General features: G+C 69.7%; 16 protein-coding genes. 14 read left to right on the top strand and 2 right to left on the bottom strand.

Annotated elements, in window-relative coordinates; translation table 11 throughout:
• The first annotated feature begins 132 nt into the window (after positions 1-132).
• The 6 genes from V3596_RS15710 to V3596_RS15685 are packed head-to-tail and all read left to right on the top strand — an operon-like array spanning position 133 to position 7392.
• On the top strand, positions 133-1803 hold the full coding sequence (locus tag V3596_RS15710) for an AMP-binding protein (RefSeq protein WP_334278729.1): 1671 nt from the start codon (positions 133-135) through the stop codon (positions 1801-1803).
• Between the two features lie 24 nt (positions 1804-1827).
• Entirely contained in the window at positions 1828-2661 is an 834-nt protein-coding gene (locus V3596_RS15705) for a metal-dependent hydrolase (RefSeq protein ID WP_334278728.1), read from the top strand.
• Entirely contained in the window at positions 2658-3278 is a 621-nt protein-coding gene (locus V3596_RS15700) for a hypothetical protein (protein WP_334278727.1), read from the top strand. Before V3596_RS15705 ends, V3596_RS15700 begins: the two co-directional genes overlap by 4 nt.
• Positions 3279-3291: 13 nt before the next feature.
• Positions 3292-4953, top strand: coding sequence for a sulfatase-like hydrolase/transferase (locus V3596_RS15695; protein ID WP_334278726.1), 1662 nt, complete (start codon positions 3292-3294; stop codon positions 4951-4953).
• A 19-nt stretch (positions 4954-4972) separates the two neighbouring features.
• Complete coding sequence (locus V3596_RS15690; protein ID WP_334278725.1) at positions 4973-6004, top strand: formylglycine-generating enzyme family protein; 1032 nt, start codon at positions 4973-4975, stop codon at positions 6002-6004.
• Complete coding sequence (locus V3596_RS15685) at positions 6001-7392, top strand: DUF1254 domain-containing protein (protein WP_334278724.1); 1392 nt, start codon at positions 6001-6003, stop codon at positions 7390-7392. The genes V3596_RS15690 and V3596_RS15685 overlap by 4 nt, the downstream gene beginning before the upstream one ends.
• Before the next feature lie 19 nt (positions 7393-7411).
• Here V3596_RS15685 and V3596_RS15680 read toward each other — a convergent pair whose 3' ends face one another.
• A complete protein-coding gene (locus V3596_RS15680; protein WP_334278723.1) occupies positions 7412-8053 on the bottom strand; it encodes a TetR/AcrR family transcriptional regulator in 642 nt (213 codons plus the stop codon).
• Positions 8054-8216: 163 nt separating this feature from the next.
• On the opposite strand from V3596_RS15680, the gene V3596_RS15675 reads away from it, so the two are divergent.
• The 8 genes from V3596_RS15675 (at position 8217) to V3596_RS15640 (ending at position 17798) form a co-directional block, all read left to right on the top strand.
• Positions 8217-9404, top strand: a complete 1188-nt coding sequence (locus tag V3596_RS15675; RefSeq protein ID WP_334278722.1) for a SphA family protein — start codon at positions 8217-8219, stop codon at positions 9402-9404.
• A gap of 11 nt (positions 9405-9415) precedes the next feature.
• On the top strand, positions 9416-10705 hold the full coding sequence (locus V3596_RS15670) for a DsbA family protein (RefSeq protein ID WP_334278721.1): 1290 nt from the start codon (positions 9416-9418) through the stop codon (positions 10703-10705).
• Positions 10706-10716: 11 nt separating this feature from the next.
• Positions 10717-12495 (top strand): arylsulfatase, encoded by a 1779-nt coding sequence (locus V3596_RS15665; RefSeq protein WP_334278720.1) that lies wholly within the window; start codon positions 10717-10719, stop codon positions 12493-12495.
• Positions 12492-13739 (top strand): hypothetical protein, encoded by a 1248-nt coding sequence (locus V3596_RS15660; RefSeq protein WP_334278719.1) that lies wholly within the window; start codon positions 12492-12494, stop codon positions 13737-13739. The genes V3596_RS15665 and V3596_RS15660 overlap by 4 nt, the downstream gene beginning before the upstream one ends.
• Entirely contained in the window at positions 13736-14530 is a 795-nt protein-coding gene (locus V3596_RS15655) for an SDR family NAD(P)-dependent oxidoreductase (RefSeq protein WP_334278718.1), read from the top strand. The genes V3596_RS15660 and V3596_RS15655 overlap by 4 nt, the downstream gene beginning before the upstream one ends.
• Before the next feature lie 24 nt (positions 14531-14554).
• Entirely contained in the window at positions 14555-15631 is a 1077-nt protein-coding gene (locus tag V3596_RS15650; protein WP_334278717.1) for an MBL fold metallo-hydrolase, read from the top strand.
• A gap of 15 nt (positions 15632-15646) precedes the next feature.
• Positions 15647-16564, top strand: a complete 918-nt coding sequence (locus tag V3596_RS15645; RefSeq protein ID WP_334278716.1) for a haloalkane dehalogenase — start codon at positions 15647-15649, stop codon at positions 16562-16564.
• Positions 16565-16625: 61 nt separating this feature from the next.
• On the top strand, positions 16626-17798 hold the full coding sequence (locus V3596_RS15640) for an esterase/lipase family protein (RefSeq protein ID WP_334278715.1): 1173 nt from the start codon (positions 16626-16628) through the stop codon (positions 17796-17798).
• Here the strand turns inward: V3596_RS15640 and V3596_RS15635 are convergent.
• Positions 17795-18178, bottom strand: coding sequence for a hypothetical protein (locus V3596_RS15635; RefSeq protein WP_334278714.1), 384 nt, complete (start codon positions 18176-18178; stop codon positions 17795-17797). The two genes, V3596_RS15640 and V3596_RS15635, sit on opposite strands and share 4 nt — an antisense overlap.
• Positions 18179-18269: the final 91 nt, after the last annotated feature.

The following is an 18269-nucleotide window of genomic DNA, read 5'->3' as shown; positions in this document are numbered from 1 at the left end:
CCCTGCTGCGACACAAGACCGGGGCGCTGGCCGCCCGGCTCTGCGGGCAACTACCAGCGCGAGAGCGGTTGCGCCACGTCGGCCGCGGACCATACACTACTGTACTGAGACAACGCATTGCCCGACAACGACATGCAAAAGATCTGGTTGGCAAGCTACCCGCCGGGCGTCCCGGCCGAGATCGACGTGGCCGGCCTCGGCTCCCTGGTCGACCTGTTCGAGGACGGCGTCGCCCGGCACGGGCCCAAGACCGCCTTCGTCAGCGGCGCCACCGGCGTGGGCCTGAGCTACACGCAGCTCGACACGCTGAGCCGCCAGGTCGCGGCCTACTTCCAGTCGGTGCTGAAGCTGCCGCGCGGCAGCCGGGTGGCGCTGATGATGCCCAACCTGCTGCAGTACCCGGTCTGCCTGTTCGGCCTGCTGCGCGCCGGCTATGTGGTGGTCAACGTCAACCCGATGTACACGGCGCGGGAGCTCGAGCACCAGCTGAAGGACGCGGGCGCCGAGGCCATGATCGTGGTCGACCTGTTCGCCCACACCCTGGCCCGCGTGATCGCCAACACCGGCGTGCGCCATGTGGTCGTGACCGGCGTGGCCGACCTGATGCCGCCGATCAAGCGCCAGCTCGGCAACTTTCTCGCCCGCCACGTCAAGCGCGTGGTGCCGCCCTACCAGCTCGAGGGCAAGGTCGATTTCGGCGCGATGCTGCGGGCGGGCGCGGCCGCGCAGTTCCAGCGTGTCGCCATGGGGCCGCAGGACCTGGCCTTTCTTCAATACACCGGCGGCACGACCGGCGGCGCCAAGGGCGCGATGCTGAGCCACGGCAATGTGATGGCCAATGTGGCGCAGGGCCGCGCCTGGATCGATCCCTTCCTGGAACTTGACGAACCGCTGGTGAGCATCACGGCCATTCCGCTGTACCACGTGTTTGCGCTCGGCACCTGCCTCGGCTTCTTCGGCCTCGGCGGCACGAACGTGCTGGTGGCGGACCCGCGCAACCTCGCGGCCTTCGTCAAGATCCTGTCTCGCTACCGCTTCAACTCGATGCCGGCCGTGAACACGCTGTTCAACGGTCTGATCAACGAACCCGGCTTCGCGGCGCTCGACTTCAGCGGCCTGCGCTTCGCACTCGGTGGCGGCGCGGCCGTGCAGCGGCCGGTGGCCGAGCGCTGGCAGCAACTCACCGGCGCGCCGCTGCTGGAGGGCTATGGCCTCACCGAGTGCTCGCCCACGGTGACCTGCACGCCGCTGGACCAGACCGCCTTCAGCGGCAGCATCGGCCTGCCCATGCCCTCGACCGAGGTGTCGATACGCGACGACGAAGGCCAGGAGCTGCCAACGGGCCAGGCCGGCGAGCTGTGCGTGCGCGGCCCGCAGGTCATGCAGGGCTACTGGCGCCGGCCGGATGAGACGGCCCGGGTGATGACGGCCGACGGCTTCCTGCGCACCGGCGATGTGGCCGTGATGGACGAGCGCGGTTTCCTGCGCATCGTCGACCGGCTGAAGGACATGATCCTGGTCTCCGGCTTCAATGTGTACCCGAACGAGATCGAGGAGGTCGTGATGATGCATCCCGACGTCCTCGAAGTGGCCGCCGTCGGCAAGCCGAGCGACACGACCGGCGAGGCCGTCCGGCTCTTCGTGGTGAAGAAGACGCCGACGCTCGACGAAGCCGCCCTGCGCGCGCATTGCCGCGAGCACCTCACGGCCTACAAGCGGCCGCAGCAGATCGACTTCATCGACAGCCTGCCCAAGAGCAATGTGGGCAAGATCCTGCGCCGCGAGCTGCGCGAGCGCGCCTGAAACCAGCTTTCCCGAGAACACGCCATGTCTGACCTTGTCGTCCGCCGATTGCTGATCGATCTCAGCACGCCCTTTGCCGTGCGCTGGAATGGCGGCGACGCCTTTCGCTCGGCCTTCTTCAACGCCCTGTCGATGAGCTTCCCGGTGGGCGAGCAGTACTTCATCGACTCGGTGCGCACCGGCCTGAAGTCCTTGCCGGAAGAAAAGCGCACCCCCTTTGCCGCCGAGGTGCAGGGCTTCATCGGCCAGGAGGCCACGCACCGGCGTATCCACGGGCTGTTCAATGAGCACCTGATTGCCCAGGGCCTGAGCAACGAGATCGAGCGGCGCGGGCTGCGCCGGCTGAAGGTCAACGCCCACCGCGACCTGCGCATCCACCTTGCGGCCACCGCGGCCACCGAGCATTTCACCGCCCTGTTCGCCGACTGGATGCTGCGCCATCCCGAGGCGCTGGCAGGTGCGGAGCCGCGCCTGCAGACGCTGTGGCTGTGGCACAGCGCCGAGGAGTCCGAGCACCGCTGCACGGCCTTCGACATGTACCAGGCCTGCGGCGGCAACCATGTCTGGCGGCTGCGCGTGTTCCGCTACATCACGATCACCTTCCTGTCTGACGTGACGCGCCAGACCCTGCGCAACCTCTGGCAGGACCGCGCGCTCTTCAAGATGAGCACCTGGCGCAGCGCCTGGCGGCTGCTGTTCAGCAAGGACGGCATGCTGCGCGGCAACTACGCGCAGTGGCGCGACTACACGCGCGAGGACTTCCATCCGAGCCAGCACGATGCCAGCCGCTCGCAGCAATGGCTGCGCGACAACGCCGCGCAGTTCAGCGTGGTCGGCGCCGCGAGCCCGGCAGCATGAGCGCCGCGCAAGGCTTGCTGCTTGCACTGGCCACGCTGTATGCCGCCTTCCTGTGGTGGTACGGCGGACGCGGCCGGCCGCTGAGCGCCGAGGAAATCGAGTCCTACCTGCAGCGGCTCGGCGCGCGCGCCAAGGGGCCGCAGGCCCAAGCGCTGCTGGACGACGTGCGTCTCCTGGTGAGCCATGACGATGGCCGCGAATTCGTGATGCAGAACCTGGTGCGCCACCGCGCCGAGGCGCTCTACCCGCCCGGCTACGAGCACTACGGCAAGAGCGCCAAGGCAGCCGACCAGCGCTATGGCCGCGCCCTGCTGCCGCACCTGCTGCGCTACGGCAACCTGCTGGTGTTCGTGGCGCGCCGCAGCGGCCAGTTCATCACCGAGCCCGGTGTGGCGCCCTGGGACTACGTGGCCATGGTGCGCTACCGCAGCCGGCGCGACTTCCTGCGCTTCGCCCTGGCCATCGAGCAACAGGACATCACGATGCACAAATGGGCGGCCATAGCGAGCACACAGGTGTTCCCGGTCCGGCCGATGATCAGCCTGCTGGCCGTGCGACTGCTGGTCGGTGCTCTGCTCGCCGTGGCGGCCCTGCCGCTGTACCTGTGGCTGTCCTGAGGAGCGCAAGCGCATGAGCAAGAGATGGCGCAGGGGCCTGCTGATCACGGCGGCGTTGCTGGTGCTGCTCGGCGGCCTGGCCTATGCCAACCGGCTGCTGATCCTGCAGTATTCCCTCGGCTGGTACACCGACCTCTTTTTTCCGCGCGGGCCGCATCGCCCGGCACCCTGGGAAGCCGGCCCCGCGCAGCCTGCGGGCAAGCGGCCACCGAACATCGTCGTCATCCTGGCCGACGACCTGGGCATCAACGACGTCACCATGGGCGGCGGTGGCCTCGCTGCGCTGGGCGTGCCGACGCCGGCCATCGACTCCATCGCCCGCGACGGCGCCCGCTTCGACCGCGGCTATGCGGGCAGTGCCGTGTGCACCGTCTCGCGCGCCGCGCTGCTGACCGGCCGCTACCCCTGGCGCTTCGGCGTCGAGTTCACGCCCACGCCGGGCGCCATGGCCCGCGTGGCCGGCGAGCTCTACGCAGACCCCGACCGGCTCTACCCGGTGCAGATCGACAAGCAGGCGGCGGCCGGCGCCAAGGACTTCAACGACCTCGGCATGCCGCCCTCCGAGATGACGCTGGCCAAGCTGCTGAAGCCCGCCGGCTACCACACGGTGCACATCGGCAAGTGGCACCTGGGCAGCACGCCCGAGATGCGGCCCAACAACCAGGGCTTCGATGAAACCCTGTTCATGGAAAGCGGTCTCTACCTGCCGGAGAAGGACCCGCGCGCCGTCAACGCCAAGCAGGACTTCGACCCGATCGACCGCTTCCTGTGGCCCAACATGCGCTTCGGCGTGAGCTTCAACGGCGGCCAATGGTTCGAGCCCGATCGCTACCTGACCGACTACTTCACCGACGAGGCGGTGCGCGTCATCGAGAAGAACAAGCACCGGCCCTTCCTGCTCTACCTCGCGCACTGGGGCGTGCACACGCCGCTGCAGGCCAGCAAGGAAGACTACGACGCCCTGCCCCAGATCAAGGACCACCGCCAGCGCGTCTATGCCGCCATGGTGCGTTCGCTGGACCGCAGCGTCGGCCGCGTGCTGCAGGCGCTGAAGGACCAGGGCCTCGACGACAACACCCTGGTGATCTTCACCAGCGACAACGGCGCACCCGGCTACATCGGCCTGCCCGACGTGAACCAGCCTTACCGGGGCTGGAAGCTCACCTTCTTCGAGGGCGGCCTGCGCGTGCCCTATGCCGCCAAGTGGCCGGGCCACATCGCGGCGGGCCAGCACTACCCGGCTCCGATCAGCAACATCGACGTGCTGCCCACGGCCGTTGCCGCGGCCGGGGCCAAGCTGCCGACGGACCGCGTGATTGACGGCGTCAACCTGCTGCCCTTCCTCGCCGGTGCGCCGGCCACGCAGCCGCAGCGGCCGCTGTTCTGGCGCGATGGCCGCTACCGCGCCGTGCAGGCTGAGGGCTGGAAGCTGATCTCCTCGGAGCTGCCGCGCAAGGAGTGGCTGTTCAACCTGAACGAGGACCCGACCGAGCGCCACAACCTGATCGCCAGCCGGGCCGACAAGCGCGACGCGCTGCGCAAGCTGCTCGAGTCTCACCATGCCGGCATGCCAGCGCCGCTCTGGCCCTCGTTCATCGCCCTGCCGGTGATGATCGACAAGACGCTGGACAAGAAGCAGCTGCCCGGCGACGAGTACACCTACTGGTTCAACTGACTCAACTGACACCGCGACGATGCGCCTGCCCACCCTGCCTCGCATGGCTCTCGTGTTGCTGCTTGCCGGCCTCGCCGGCGCTGCGCTGTGGGCCGCCCAGGCGCGCCGCGCGCCCGCGGTCGCCGAGCGCCTGCGCTGCGAGCTGCCCGCGCCGCCCCAGGGCAGCCCGCATCCAGACATGGTCTGGGTACCGGCCGGCCGCTATGTGCAAGGCGACGACATCTACCGCGAGGAGCAGCCCCGGCGCCCCGTGGAGGTGGCCGGCTTCTGGATGGACCGCACCGAGGTCACGAATGCGCAGTTCGCCGCCTTCGTGCACGCCACCGGCTACGTGACGACGGCAGAGCGGGCCGTCGATGCCGCGGCCCACCCCGAGCTGCCGCCGGAGCTGCGCCAGCCCGGGGCCGTGGTGTTCGTCGCGCCCGACAAGGTCGACGGCACGACCGATGTGCGCCAGTGGTGGCGCTTCATCCCTGGCGCCAACTGGCGCCATCCGGCCGGCCCGGCCACCTCGATCGAGGGGCGAGAAGCCTTCCCGGTGGTAGCCATCACGCTTGCGGATGCTGAAGCCTATGCGCGCTGGAGGGGCCGCAGCCTGCCCACCGAGGCCGAATGGGAATGGGCGGCGCGCTCCGCCAGCCCGAGCCGGCCGCCGCCCCAGCAGGAGCATGCCCAGCCCGAACAGGCCAACACCTGGCAGGGGCCGTTCCCGGTCAAGAACTCGGCCGCCGATGGGTTTCTCGGTCTGGCGCCGGCGGGCTGCTACGCGCCCAATGCGCTGGGCCTCTTTGACCTGATCGGCAATGTCTGGGAGCTCACGGTCGACCTCTACCGCCCCGGCCATTTCGAGGCCAGCAGCCCGCCGCCGGACCAGTTGCCCGCCGCGTTGCAGCGCGGCCAGACGGCCGTGCGCGTGATCAAGGGCGGCTCCTTCCTCTGCGCGCCCGACTACTGCATGCGCTACCGGGCCGGCGCCCGCCAGCCGCAGGAAGAAGACCTGGCCACCAGCCATCTGGGCTTTCGCACCGTGCTGCGCACAGCACCGCCATGACGCGCGTCCATCCATCCGCCAAGCGCTCCTCGCCCGCCCTGCGCCTGCTGGGCGGCGTGCTGGTGTTGCTCGCCCTGCTGCTGGCCCTGCTGATCTCGCAGGCTGTTCGCATCCGGGCCGGCGCCGAGGCCTATCTGTACGGCTATCCGCTGGTCATCATGGAGCTCTCGCGCCAGGGCTCGGCCGCGGCCGTCGGCCCTGAGAACACGCTGCGCCGGGTGCGCCGTTTCCCCGCTGCCGACTTCAAGGCCGTGGTGCGCCCGAACGTGGACACGCTGTACACCTCGGCCTTCATCAATGCCGACCAGGGGCCCTGGGTGTTCGAGATGGCAGCGAATGCGCAGCGCTATGCGCTCATGCCCTTCATGGATGCCTGGACCCATGTGTTCGCGTCGCCGGGAACGCGCACCACCGGCACAGGTCCGGCAAGCTACCTGCTTGTGGGCCCGGGCTGGCAAGGCACGCCGCCGCCGGGCCTGACCTTGCTGCGTGCGCCCACACAGATGGTCTGGCTGATAGGCCGCACGCAGACCAATGGCGTGGCCGACTACGCCACGGCCCACCGGCTGCAGGACGGCCTGAGCCTGCGCTCGCTGGCCGACTGGCAGGCCGGCCGCCCCACGCCCGAGCCTGCCTGGCGAGCTGCCGCCACACCACCGGTCGCGCCGATTGCCCAGATGCAGGCGATGGATGTCTCGACCTTCTTCGGCCACCTGGCCCGCCTGATGCAGGCCAACCCGCCGCATGCTCAAGACCGGGCGATGCTGGACCAGCTGGCGCGCCTGGGCGTGGGCCCCGGCCAGCCACCTCGGTGGGGATGGCTGGAACGCCAGTCGGTCGCGCTCGGGCGCTGGCTGGCGGACTGGCGCATCGGCCAGGCGCTGCGAGACACGGCCGGCGCACAACAAGGCTGGCGGACGCCGCCCGCCAATCTCGGCGACTACGGCAGCGACTACGCCACGCGCGCAGCCGTCGCCATGGTGGGGCTGGGCGCCAACCTGCCGGCCGATTCGCTCTACCCCAGCACGCGTCTCGACGCGCAGGGCCAGCCGCTGCACGGCGACCATCGCTACCGCCTGCACTTCGCGGCCGGGCAATTGCCGCCGGTGCGCGCCTTCTGGTCGGTCACGGCCTACGGCATGGACGACTTCTTCCTGCCGGTGGCGACAGGCCGCTACGCCATCGGCGACCGCGACCCGCTTCAGTACAACGCCGACGGTTCGCTCGACCTGTGGCTACAGGCAGAAGCGCCCGAGGAAGCACGGCGCAGCAACTGGTTGCCGGTGCTGCGCGGCCAGCCGTTCCAATTGACGGCCCGGCTCTACTGGCCAGAACCGGCCGCCCTGGGCGGCGCCTGGACCATGCCCGGGCTCGAGCGGCAGCGCTGAGCCGGCAAGCCAGGCAGGGTCAGGCGGCCGGCGCCTGCTTGCGGATCAGGTAGTCGGCAATCAGGTTGCGGATGAAGGCGGCAATGCTGGCATTGCTGGAAGGCCGCGCCAGCGCCTGCACGCCGCCGGTGACCGCCAGGTAGAACAGCACCGAGAGCTCGGTGGCCGTCTTCTCGTCTCCGGTGAGGCGCTGGAACTTCTCGATGAACACGGCCATGCGCGCCTCGTCCACTGCCACGAGCAGCTTGGCCACGGCCGGGTCGCGCCGACCCAGACCGCGCAGCGCGAGCTCGAAGCGCATGTTCTTGAGGTCCACGCCACCGCGCGACAGGGCTTCGTCCAGCACATGCACCAGGTCGGCGACCGGGTCGTCGCTGGCATGTGCCTGCAGGCGGCGGTCATCGGCGATTTCGCGCTCGCACCATTGCTTGCACAGCGAGGTGACCAGGTCCGCATGGTCGGTGAAATGCCAGTAGAAGCTGCCGCGCGTGACACCGAGCTTGTCGGCGATCAGCAGCACGCGCACCTGGTCGAAGCCGCCTTCCACGACGGCCTCGTAGGCGGCATTGAGCCAGTCGTCGCGCCCCAGGCGTGCCGACTCGGTCTTGCTGGGGCGGGGACTCTTCCTGGGCGTCTTCTTGGGCGGCGTGCTGGTGTTCATGGCGGCAGGCATTGTGTCGCAGCAGGCCCCGGTGCCCGCGTTTTCCCTGTGCAGACGGGACGGGGTTGATCCGCTACATTCGTCTCGTCAAGACACAAGTGTATGGAGAATCAGAGCTGTTGAACAGCCATCTTCCAGCCAGACAAACCCAGGAGACATGGCCATGACCCGACGCACACCGCAACTCCCGCCCTCGCCGCTGCGCGGCCTTGCCGCCACGGCGCTGGCGCTCTCTGCCACCGGCCTTGCCACCCAGGCACTGGCCAGCGAGGGCTACAAGCTGCGGCAGTCGCCCGTCGGCGCTTTCGGCGGCGAGATGGCCACGCCGGCCGACAACCCAGGCTTCTTCGGTACCGTCGTGCTGAGCGTGGCCGACATCTACAAGGTGGTCGACGGCCAGGGCAACCGCATCGGCGTGCCGGCCCGCACCGTGCCGCTTCCCCTCAGCGGCCCGACCAAGGGCGCCGTCGGCGACGGTGTCTATTCGCTGTCGGTGCCCACCGGCACCGTCGACTTCAGCCAGCGCCAGAACCAGGTCAACCTGCTGGGTGGCTATCTCACCGAGAGCACCTATGGCGGCGGCCGCATCGCCTTCGCGATCAACGTGCCGCTGATCAGCCAGGAGCGAACCTTCATCGCCGCCCAGCCCCTGGGCACGGTGACGCCGACACCCTCTGCAGCACTGCCGGCCGCCTTGCGCGGCGCGATCAGCCAGGTGGCAGACGTGGTCAACGCCCAGGTCCAGGCCGGCGTGGCGGCTCAATCGGCCGCGCAATCGATCAAGGTCAGCGGTGTCGGTGATGCCGAGCTGTCGGCGGTCTGGGTGCACCACGAGGGCCATCTGAAGGTCGCGGCAGGTGCCTCGCTGTTCCTGCCCACCGGCAGCTACGACGCCGCACGCGGCCCGAACCCCGGCTTCGGCAATTTCTACACCTTGCGCCCCGGCGTGGCGGTCAGCTATTCGGTCAACCCCGACAAGCCGGGCGAATCCTGGACCTCGGGCGTCACCGTGGCGGGCCGGGTTTCCGTGGGGCTGAACACCAAGAACAAGGACACGCAGTACCTCAGCGGCAACTACGTCTACATGGAGTTCGGCGCGGTCAAGGTCATGGGTGACTGGGCCCTCGGCGCGAACGTGCTGGGCATCCAGCAGTTCAGCGACGACTCAGGTACCGGCGCCGCCGCCCTGACCGACGGCAACCGCTACCGCAACTTCAGCTGGGGCCCTTTCCTGTCCTACAAGCTGCCGGGCAAGGAAGCGGGCTTCAACCTGCATTACAGCCAGAACTTCGGCGGCCGCAACACCCTGGTGACGCGCACCACCCAGCTTCGCTTCATCAAGGCCTGGTGAGGCGCTCGGGCATGGCGTCGCTCCTCCAGCGTCTGCTGATGCCCGCCATCAGCCAGCGCCTGCTCTCGCCCGAGCGGCTGGCCGCTCGCCGGGCGGCCTTCGAGCGGCGGCGCCTGGCGCGCGGCGCACCCCACCAGGTGCACTACTTCCATCAGGTCGACGACCCCTACAGCGCGTTGGCAGCCCAGCAACTGCCGGCGCTCGCGGCGCGCTACCGCGTCGATTGGGTGCCGCACCTGGTCCCACCTCCCGCCGCCAGTGCCGCGCCCGAACGCGAGCGCCTGGTGGCCTACAGCCGGCGCGATGCAGCCCTGCTCGCAGCCCACCTGGGCCTGTACTTCAAGGACCCCGGCGCCCAGCCCGATGCGGCCACCTTGGCGCGGGTGCAGGCTCAGCTGACGGCCGACCTCGCGCACGGCGACTTCATGAAACGCGCCGGCGAGCGCAGCGAGGCCCTGTGGCGCGGCCTCAGCCTGGCTGGCGAGGAAGCCGGGCCGATAGACGTGGCCCAGGCACTGGCCGAAGGCGGCCACACCCGGCAGCAGCTGGGTCACTACCTCGGCGCCACCTTCTTCTATGGCGGCGAGTGGTACTGGGGGCTGGACCGGCTGCACCACCTGGAACAGCGGCTTCAGGCACTCGGCGCGCAGGCGCCGGGGGTGTCGGGCTGCCTGCATCCGCCCGCGCCCGACCTGGCCGCCCCCTGCCTCCTGGACACGCCCCCACCCATCGACCTCTTCTTCTCGCTGCGCAGCCCCTACTCGGCCATCGTGGCGCCGCGGGTGTTCGAACTGGGCCGGCTCACGGGTGCGCCGGTGCGCCTGCGTTTCGTGCTGCCCATGGTCATGCGCGGCCTGCCGGTGCCGCGCGAGAAGCGCCGCTACATCGCCGCCGATGCAGCCCGCGAGGCACGCCTGCGCGGCACGCCCTTCGGCCGCATCAATGACCCGGTGGGACGGCCGACCGAGCGCGGCCTCGCCCTGATACCGCTCGCCGAAAGCCTGGGCCGGGGTCAGGCCTATGTGAGCAGCTTCATGCAGGGCGTCTGGGCCGAGGGTCTGGACGCCGGCAGCGACAGCGGCCTGCGTCGCATCGCGGAGCGTGCCGGCCTCGATTGGGCGCAGGCCCAGCGCGCCCTGCTGGACGAGCAATGGCGCCAGACCGCCGAGGCCAATCGCCAGGCCCTGCTCGGGCTGGGCCTGTGGGGCGTGCCCTCGTTCAGCGTGGGGGCCTGCGCCGTCTGGGGCCAGGACCGCTTGTGGGCGGTGACCGAGACCCTGTTGTCGAAAGCGATCCGCTGATGTTGAAGCCGATGACCCGACTGACTCCCTTCATGGCACTGGCGCTCGTTGGCTTCGCAGGGGCCGCACCCACGCCCGCTCCCGATACACCTCGCCGGCCCAATATCGTGGTCTTCCTGGCCGACGACTGGGGCTTCAGCGACGTGGGCGCCTTCGGCGGCGAGATCGCCACGCCCAACCTCGACGCCCTGGCCAGGCGCGGCATGCGCTTTTCCAACTTCCATGTGAGCGCCTCCTGCTCGCCCACCCGCTCGATGCTGCTCACCGGCGTGGACAACCACCGCAATGGCGTCGGCAACATGCGCGAGGCGATTCCGCTGGAGCACCTCGGCCAGCCCGGCTACCTGAGCGTGCTCAAGCGCGAGGTCGTGACCGTGGCCTCGCTCTTGCGCGACAGCGGCTACCGCACCTATGTGGCCGGCAAATGGCATGTGGGCAAGGAGCCCTACAACCTGCCGGACCAGCGCGGCTTCGACCGCTCGCTGATCCAGGGCGACAGCGGCTCCGACAACTGGGAGACCGGCAAGCGCTACCTGGACCTGAACGACCAGGTCTACTGGTACGAAGACGGCAAGCCCGCCAAGATGCCCGCCGACTACTACTCGTCGGAGTATTTCGTCGACCGCGCCATCGACTACATCCGCAGCGACAAGCGCCAGCAGCAGCCCTTCTTCGCCTACGTGGCCTTCCAGGCCAACCACATCCCGCTGCAGGCCCCCAAGGCCTTCATCGACAAGTACAAGGGCCGCTACGACGCCGGCTGGGACGCGATCCGCCAGGCCCGGCGCGACCGCGCTGCCGCGCTCGGCCTGGTGCCGCCCGACACGGCCATGGTGCGCATGAGCACCACGGCCGACTGGGCCAGCAACACGCCGCAGCAGCAGGCCTACGACGCCCGCCGCATGGAGGTCTATGCGGCCATGGCCGAGGCCATGGACCACCATGTGGGCCGCCTGGTCGACTACCTGAAGCAGACCGGCCAGTACGACAACACGGTCTTCCTGTTTCTGTCCGACAACGGGTCGGAAGCTTCCGACCCCTACGAGGTGCCGCTCGGCCGGCTGTGGCTGGACTGGCAGTACAAGCGCGACATCGACAGCCTCGGGGCCAAGGGCGCCTACACCGTGATCGGCCCAAGCTGGGGCAGCGCCGCCGCCTCGCCACTGGCCACCTACAAGTTCTACAGCGGCGAAGGCGGCATCCGCGTGCCGCTGATCGTGGCGGGCGTGCCCGACATGCCGGCCGACAAGGTCCAGAACAGCTTCACGCACATCAACGACATCGTTCCCACGCTGCTGGAACTCGCAGGCACGCAGCACCCGGGCACCCAGTACCGCGGCCAGCCGGTCGAGCCCATCCACGGCCGCAGCCTGCTGCCCGCCCTGCGCGGCGAAGTCGAACGCGTGCATCCGGCCGACGAGCCGGTGGGCTATGAGCTGTCCGGCAACGAGGCCTTGTTCAAGGGCGACCTCAAGCTGATACGCAACATCCCGCCGGTGGGCGACGGCCAATGGCATCTCTACGACATCCGCCGCGACCCCGGTGAGACCACCGACCTGAAAGCGCAACGGCCCGAGGTCTTCCGCCAGATGCTGGCCGACTACGAGGCCTATGCCAAGGCCAACGGCGTGCTGCCCATGCCGCCCGACTACGAGCCGCGCCAGCAGGTGATGACCAATGCCATCCACCTGGTCTACATCCCGCGTTACCGCGCGCCTGTCATCGCCGTGCTGCTGCTGATCGGAGTCGGACTGGGCTTCTGGATCTGGCGCCGGCGCCGCGCCCGATGAGTGCAGCCGGCTACTTCGACAGCCCCTGGCCCGGCGAGGACGGCGGGCCGGCACGCCTGCAATCGCCGCATGGCACACCGGGCCTCGCGCTGCAGCCCGGCGAGCGCCTCGCGCAGACCAGCCGCCGCACCCAACTCAGCACCATGACCGTGCTGGGCGCGCCCGGCGAGGTCTTCCTGCTGACGCATTCGGCCTTGCGCGCGCACCTCGGCCTGCCGACCACAGCCTGCGTGGAGCGCATCGACCCGGTCAGCCTGCGCACGCTGCGGTGCTCACCCCGACTGCGCGGCGGACCCATGTGGCCGGGCGGCCTGGCCGTGCACCGCAACGGCTCGCTCTACGTGGTCTATGGCCGGCATGGGCACCGGCTGGACAGCGACTGCCAGCTGATGGCCAGTTGCGAGCTGCCGGTGGCCGAGCCCTACAACTCCTTCGTGATCCTGGACAACGGCCTGATCGTCACCAAGAACCTGTCCGAACGCACCCCGGCGCGCCTGAGCGTGCTGGACGAGCAATTGGCCAGCGCCGCGGCCGACGTGGACCTGCCCGAGCCATCTGTTGCCAGGCTCAGTGCCGTGGGCAACACCGTCTACGTGGTGGGGCTGCGTCATCTCTACCGCTACCACTGGGATGACGCGTCTCGCCAACTGCAGTTGGACTCCGGCTGGCAACCCGACTACCTGGCCGGCAGCCCCAACAGCCATGGCTGGGACCTGGTGATCGACGGTGACCAGGCCTGGCTGATGGACAACGGCCGCCACCGCTACCTGGTGCGCATGACCGGTGCCGCACGCAGCGCCGGCGCCAACCGCCTGATCCGCGTGTCGCTGCGCGACGGCTCGGTGCAGGCCCTGGAGGTCAGCGGCCTGCCGCGCGGCGCCATCACCAACCCACCGCTGCTGGACCCGCGCCGGCGCATCGTCGTCGCCTACGACTCGGCCAATGCAGTGCTGCGCGCCTGGCGCTATGGCGAGGCACTGGCCGACCTGGCCCCGCTCTGGCAGCGCCAGCCCTTCGGTGCGGCCAGCCACATGATCCTGTACCCCGACACCGGCGAGCTGGTGGTCAACGACCACCGGGGCCTGCGCGAGTCGGTCGTGGTGCTTGCCATCGAGACGGGTGCCGAGCTCGGCCGGGTGCGCACCGCCGGCCACATGCAGGGCGTGGTATTCCCGAGCAGCGGCTTCGGGCGCGATTTCTACTGGTCCTCGATGGACCGCCTCACCCGGGTGCATGTGCAATGAAAGCCAAGACCATCCTCATCACCGGCGCGGGCAGCGGCATCGGCCGCGACGCGGCGTTTGCACTTGCGGCACGCGGCCACCGCGTGATCGCCACCACCGCCGACGAGGCCCAGGCCACGGCCTTGCGCGCCGAGAGCGAGCGCCGGGGCCAGCGACTGCAGGTGCGCAAGCTCGACATCACCGACCCGGCCGACCGCGAAAGCCTGCGCGACGAGCCGCTGGACGTGCTGATCAACAACGCCGGCGTGGGCGAATCCGGCTCGCTCGCCGAGGTGGATGTGCAGCGCATACGTCAGACCTTCGAGGTCAATCTCTTTTCGACCCTGGCCCTCAGCCAGGTTGCGCTGGCCGGCATGATCGCGCGCCGCTCGGGCACGGTGCTGTTCGTCAGCTCCATCGCCGGCCGCGTGCCCATGCCCTTTCTGATGCCGTATTCGATGAGCAAGTTCGCGTTGTCGGCCGGCGCCGCCGGACTGCGGGCCGAGCTCGACCGGCTCCGATGCGGCGTGCAGGTGGCGCTGATCGAGCCAGGCGCGATCCACACCGGCTTCAACCAGCGCATGACCGAGCGCAAGTACGCCTGGATGCAGCAGAGCTCCTACTTCGCCGGCCAGGTGGAGCAACTGCGGGCCGAGGAGACCCGCGTGTTCCGGCTGCTGGAGGCGCGCAGCAGCGACGGCATCGTGGCCAAGATCGTCCTTGCCGCGCAAGCCAAGCGCCCGCGCCTGCGCTACGTCTCGCCCTGGTGGCAGGGCCTCGGGGTGCAGCTGGCGCGCATCTTCGGCGTTTGATCCGCCTTGAATCGGGAGCCTTCGATGAAGCTGAAGAAACTTGCCCTGGGTCTGGGCCTGCTGGCCGCGCTGGGCCTGGCCCTGGCCTATGTCTACCGCGCGCCGCTGAGCCTGGCCATCGCCAGCCGCGTGGCCACGGCCCACCTGGCCGCCGACCCGTTGCGCGAGCTGCCCGATGGCCTGCATGTGGGACTGTGCGGCGCCGGATCGCCCTTCTCCGACGACAAGCGCGGCGGCCCCTGCACCCTGGTCATCGCCGGGCCGCATGCCTTCGTCTTCGACGCCGGCAACACTTCCGTGCGCAACCTGGGGCGCTTCGGCCTGGCCCATGGCCGCATCGAGGCGATCTTCCTCACGCATTTCCATTCGGACCACCTTGACGGCCTGGGCGAGCTGCTGCTGCAGCGCTGGGTCTCGACCGGCAATGCCAAGCCAGCGCCGGTCTACGGCCCCGAGGGCGTGCAGGACGTGGTGGACGGCCTGCGCCAGGCCTACCGCGCCGACAGCGGCTACCGCATCGCCCACCACGGCGAGGCCACGCTGCCGCCTGGCGGTTTTGGCGGCGAGGCCCGGGCCTTCACCGTGCCGCAGAACGGGCCGCTGGTGCTGCTGAAGGAAGGCGATCTGGAGATCGCCGCGTTCGCCGTGGATCATGCGCCGGTGCATCCGGCCGTGGGCTACCGCATCCGCTACAAGGACCGCAGCGTGGTGATCAGCGGCGACACCAAGAAGTCGGCCGCGGTCACGCGCGAGGCCCGGGGCGTGGACCTGCTGGTGCACGAGGCCCTGGCCGCGCCCATGGTCGGCCTGATCGGCGAGGCCGCCGCCAAGGCCGGCCGGCCCAACGTGAAGAAGCTGATGGCCGACATCGTGGACTACCACAGCTCGCCCGAGCAAGCGGCCGAGGTGGCGCGCGATGCCCAGGTGCGCTACCTGCTGCTCAACCACATCGCGCCGCCGCTGCCCTTGCCCGGCATGGAGGCCGCCTTCCTCGGGCGAGCCGGCGAGATCTACACCGGCCCGCTGCGTGTGGGCATCGATGGTGATCTTGTGAGCCTGCCGGCCAGCAGCCCCGAGATCCGGCACCAGCGTCGCTTCTGAATTTAGGAGATTCCCATGACGCGTCCCTTGCAGGTGCTGCGCACCCCCGAGGCCTGCTTTGCCCAGTTGCCCGACTTCCCCTACGAGCCGCACTACCTCGAGATCGACGGCCTGCGCTATGCCTACATCGACGAAGGCCCGCGTGATGGCGCGCCGGTCTTGCTGATGCATGGCGAGCCGACCTGGTCCTACCTGTACCGCAAGATGATCCCGGGCCTCGTGGCCGCCGGCCATCGCGTCATCGTGCCCGACCTGATCGGCTTCGGCCGTTCCGACAAGCCGACCGAGCGCCAGGTCTATTCCTATGCCCAGCATGTGCGCTGGATGTGCGACTGGCTGCTGGCGATGGACCTGCGCGGGCTCACGCTGTTCTGCCAGGACTGGGGCTCGCTGATCGGCCTGCGCATGCTCACCACCCACCCGGACCGCTTCGCCCGCGCCGTGCTGGCCAATGGCGGCCTGCCCACCGGCACGGTGCCGGTGCCGCGTGCCTTCAAGCTCTGGCGCGCGTTCGCACGCTGGAGCCCCTGGTTCCCGATCGGGCGCATCGTCGACAGCGGCTGCGTGGCCAAGCTCAGCCCGGCCGAGATCGCGGCCTATGACGCGCCCTTCCCCGGCCGGCGCTACCGCCTCGCGGCGCGCCTGTTCCCGGGCTTTGTGCCGACCACGCCGAACGACCCCGAGCGCGCCGCCAACGAGCAGGCCTGGGCGGTGCTGAAGCGCTGGGACAAGCCCTTTCTGACCCTCTTCAGCAGCCGCGACCCGATCACGCGGGGCGGCGAGAAGCTGTTCCAGCGCCTGGTGCCCGGGGCCCAGGGGCAGCCGCACGCCATCACGCGCGGCGCGGGGCACTTTCTGCAGGAAGACAAGGGCCCCGAACTGGCCCAGGCCATCGCGGACTTCATCCGTCAGACCACGGTGGTGGACGGCTGATCGTCACCTGAGGTCTACTGCATGCCAAGGTCGGCACGGGTTCCGGCAAGGGAGCACGGCCATGAGTACCAAGACCAAGCAGCAGAGCAAGCCTTCAGCACTGCGACACCTGCGCGCCAGCGACCTGCGCGGTGCCGCCCGCCTTGCCACCGAGGGCACGCAAGGCCTGACCCGGGTGGTCGAGGGCATGCACCAATCGGTCTGGCGCAGGCTGGGCGCGCCCGCTGGCGAGGTGCCTGGGAGGGCCCGTGGCCTCACCGGCCTGGCCTACCGCACCGTGCACGGGCTGACCGGTCTGGTCGGCGCTGGCGTCGAACGAAGCCTTTCCCTGCTGGAGCCTCTGATCGAGTCAGGCCAACCGGTGGATGCCGACAGTCCCGAGCGCGCCGCCGTGCTGGCCGCACTGAATGGCGTGATCGGCGACCGCCTGGCTGCCAGCGCCAACCCGCTGGCCACCCGCATGAGCTTGCGCCGGGCGGGCGCAGCGATCGACCCCGATGCCCTGAGCGCCGCGCCACGGCATCTGCTGCTGATCCATGGCCTGTGCATGAACGATCTGCAATGGCGGCGCGAGGGGCATGACCACGGCGTGGCCCTCGCCGCCTCGCTGGGCATCGCGCCCGTCTATCTTCGCTACAACACCGGCCGCCCGATTGCAGAGAACGGCCGCGAACTGGCCTTGCTGCTGGAACAGGCCTTGGGCACACGCGCAGGCGAACAGCTCGACGTGCTGGCCCACAGCATGGGCGGCCTTCTGATCCGCCATGCCGTGCACAGCGCGCGCCAGCTGGGGCTGCACTGGCCGGACCGGCTGCAGCGCATCGTCTTCCTCGGCACGCCGCACCAGGGCGCGCCGCTGGAGAAAGCCGGCAACTGGGTCGAGCTGCTGCTGGGCAGCATGTCCTACACCGCGCCGCTGGCCAAGCTGGCGAAAGTGCGCAGCGCCGGCATCACCGACCTGCGCCACGGCCTGGACGCGCAAGTGCAGCCCCTGCCCGAGGGCATCGCCTGCTTCAGCTACGCCGCCACGCTGGCAGCCAGGCGCGGCGCGCTGGCGGATCGCTTGCTGGGGGACGGCCTGGTGCCTCTGGCAAGCGCCCTGGGCCAGCACGCCGACCCTGAGCTCGGCCTTGCCTTCGCGAAGGAGCGGCAGGCCATTGGCTACAGCATGGGGCACCTGGAACTCCTGAGCCGGCCGGAAGTGACCGTTCAGCTCCAGGAGTGGCTGGCTTAGCTCTTCTTGGGCTTGAGCACCAGCGTGTCGGCAAAGCCGTCGGCACCGACCGGGGTCGGGGGCGCCGCGGGCGCCAGGGGCAGGAAGGGATCGATTGCGGCCGGGGCCTCAGGCTGAGGCGGTTCCGAATGCTTGAAGGGCCGCAAGGTGGCGGCCTTGGCCGCATGCTTGAGTTCGCCGAGCTCCTTCTGCAAGGCCTCGACCTGCTTGCGCGCCTGCGTGACTTGCTGGCCGGCAAACTGCCGCGCCTTCTCGACTTTGTCGACCCGCGCCGCGGCGGCCTTCATCTGCCGGCTGAACCACCAGAAAGCGGCACCACCGGCGACCCCCAGGCCGGCCAGGAATCCGGCGGCGGCGATCAACCACTGATTGGCGTCCATCTACAACCCTTCGCAATCTGCTGTTGCCTGGGCCAAATGTAGCGCTGCCCGCCCGGTCTGGGCAGGGGAAAAGTCGCGCTTGCCGGCCCAG

The organism is Roseateles microcysteis, from assembly GCF_036880965.1.
Lineage (GTDB): Bacteria > Pseudomonadota > Gammaproteobacteria > Burkholderiales > Burkholderiaceae_C > JAUASW01.
The sequence above is the reverse complement of the archived record's forward strand: the minus strand, read 5'-3'. Positions and strand labels throughout refer to the sequence as shown.

Coding starts and splice junctions, on each gene's coding strand:
- V3596_RS15710 (WP_334278729.1), top strand. CDS start 133: ATGCAAAAGATCTGGTTGGCAAGCTACCCGCCGGGCGTCCCGGCCGAG.
- V3596_RS15705 (WP_334278728.1), top strand. CDS start 1,828: ATGTCTGACCTTGTCGTCCGCCGATTGCTGATCGATCTCAGCACGCCC.
- V3596_RS15700 (WP_334278727.1), top strand. CDS start 2,658: ATGAGCGCCGCGCAAGGCTTGCTGCTTGCACTGGCCACGCTGTATGCC.
- V3596_RS15695 (WP_334278726.1), top strand. CDS start 3,292: ATGAGCAAGAGATGGCGCAGGGGCCTGCTGATCACGGCGGCGTTGCTG.
- V3596_RS15690 (WP_334278725.1), top strand. CDS start 4,973: ATGCGCCTGCCCACCCTGCCTCGCATGGCTCTCGTGTTGCTGCTTGCC.
- V3596_RS15685 (WP_334278724.1), top strand. CDS start 6,001: ATGACGCGCGTCCATCCATCCGCCAAGCGCTCCTCGCCCGCCCTGCGC.
- V3596_RS15680 (WP_334278723.1), bottom strand. CDS start 8,053: ATGAACACCAGCACGCCGCCCAAGAAGACGCCCAGGAAGAGTCCCCGC.
- V3596_RS15675 (WP_334278722.1), top strand. CDS start 8,217: ATGACCCGACGCACACCGCAACTCCCGCCCTCGCCGCTGCGCGGCCTT.
- V3596_RS15670 (WP_334278721.1), top strand. CDS start 9,416: ATGGCGTCGCTCCTCCAGCGTCTGCTGATGCCCGCCATCAGCCAGCGC.
- V3596_RS15665 (WP_334278720.1), top strand. CDS start 10,717: ATGACCCGACTGACTCCCTTCATGGCACTGGCGCTCGTTGGCTTCGCA.
- V3596_RS15660 (WP_334278719.1), top strand. CDS start 12,492: ATGAGTGCAGCCGGCTACTTCGACAGCCCCTGGCCCGGCGAGGACGGC.
- V3596_RS15655 (WP_334278718.1), top strand. CDS start 13,736: ATGAAAGCCAAGACCATCCTCATCACCGGCGCGGGCAGCGGCATCGGC.
- V3596_RS15650 (WP_334278717.1), top strand. CDS start 14,555: ATGAAGCTGAAGAAACTTGCCCTGGGTCTGGGCCTGCTGGCCGCGCTG.
- V3596_RS15645 (WP_334278716.1), top strand. CDS start 15,647: ATGACGCGTCCCTTGCAGGTGCTGCGCACCCCCGAGGCCTGCTTTGCC.
- V3596_RS15640 (WP_334278715.1), top strand. CDS start 16,626: ATGAGTACCAAGACCAAGCAGCAGAGCAAGCCTTCAGCACTGCGACAC.
- V3596_RS15635 (WP_334278714.1), bottom strand. CDS start 18,178: ATGGACGCCAATCAGTGGTTGATCGCCGCCGCCGGATTCCTGGCCGGC.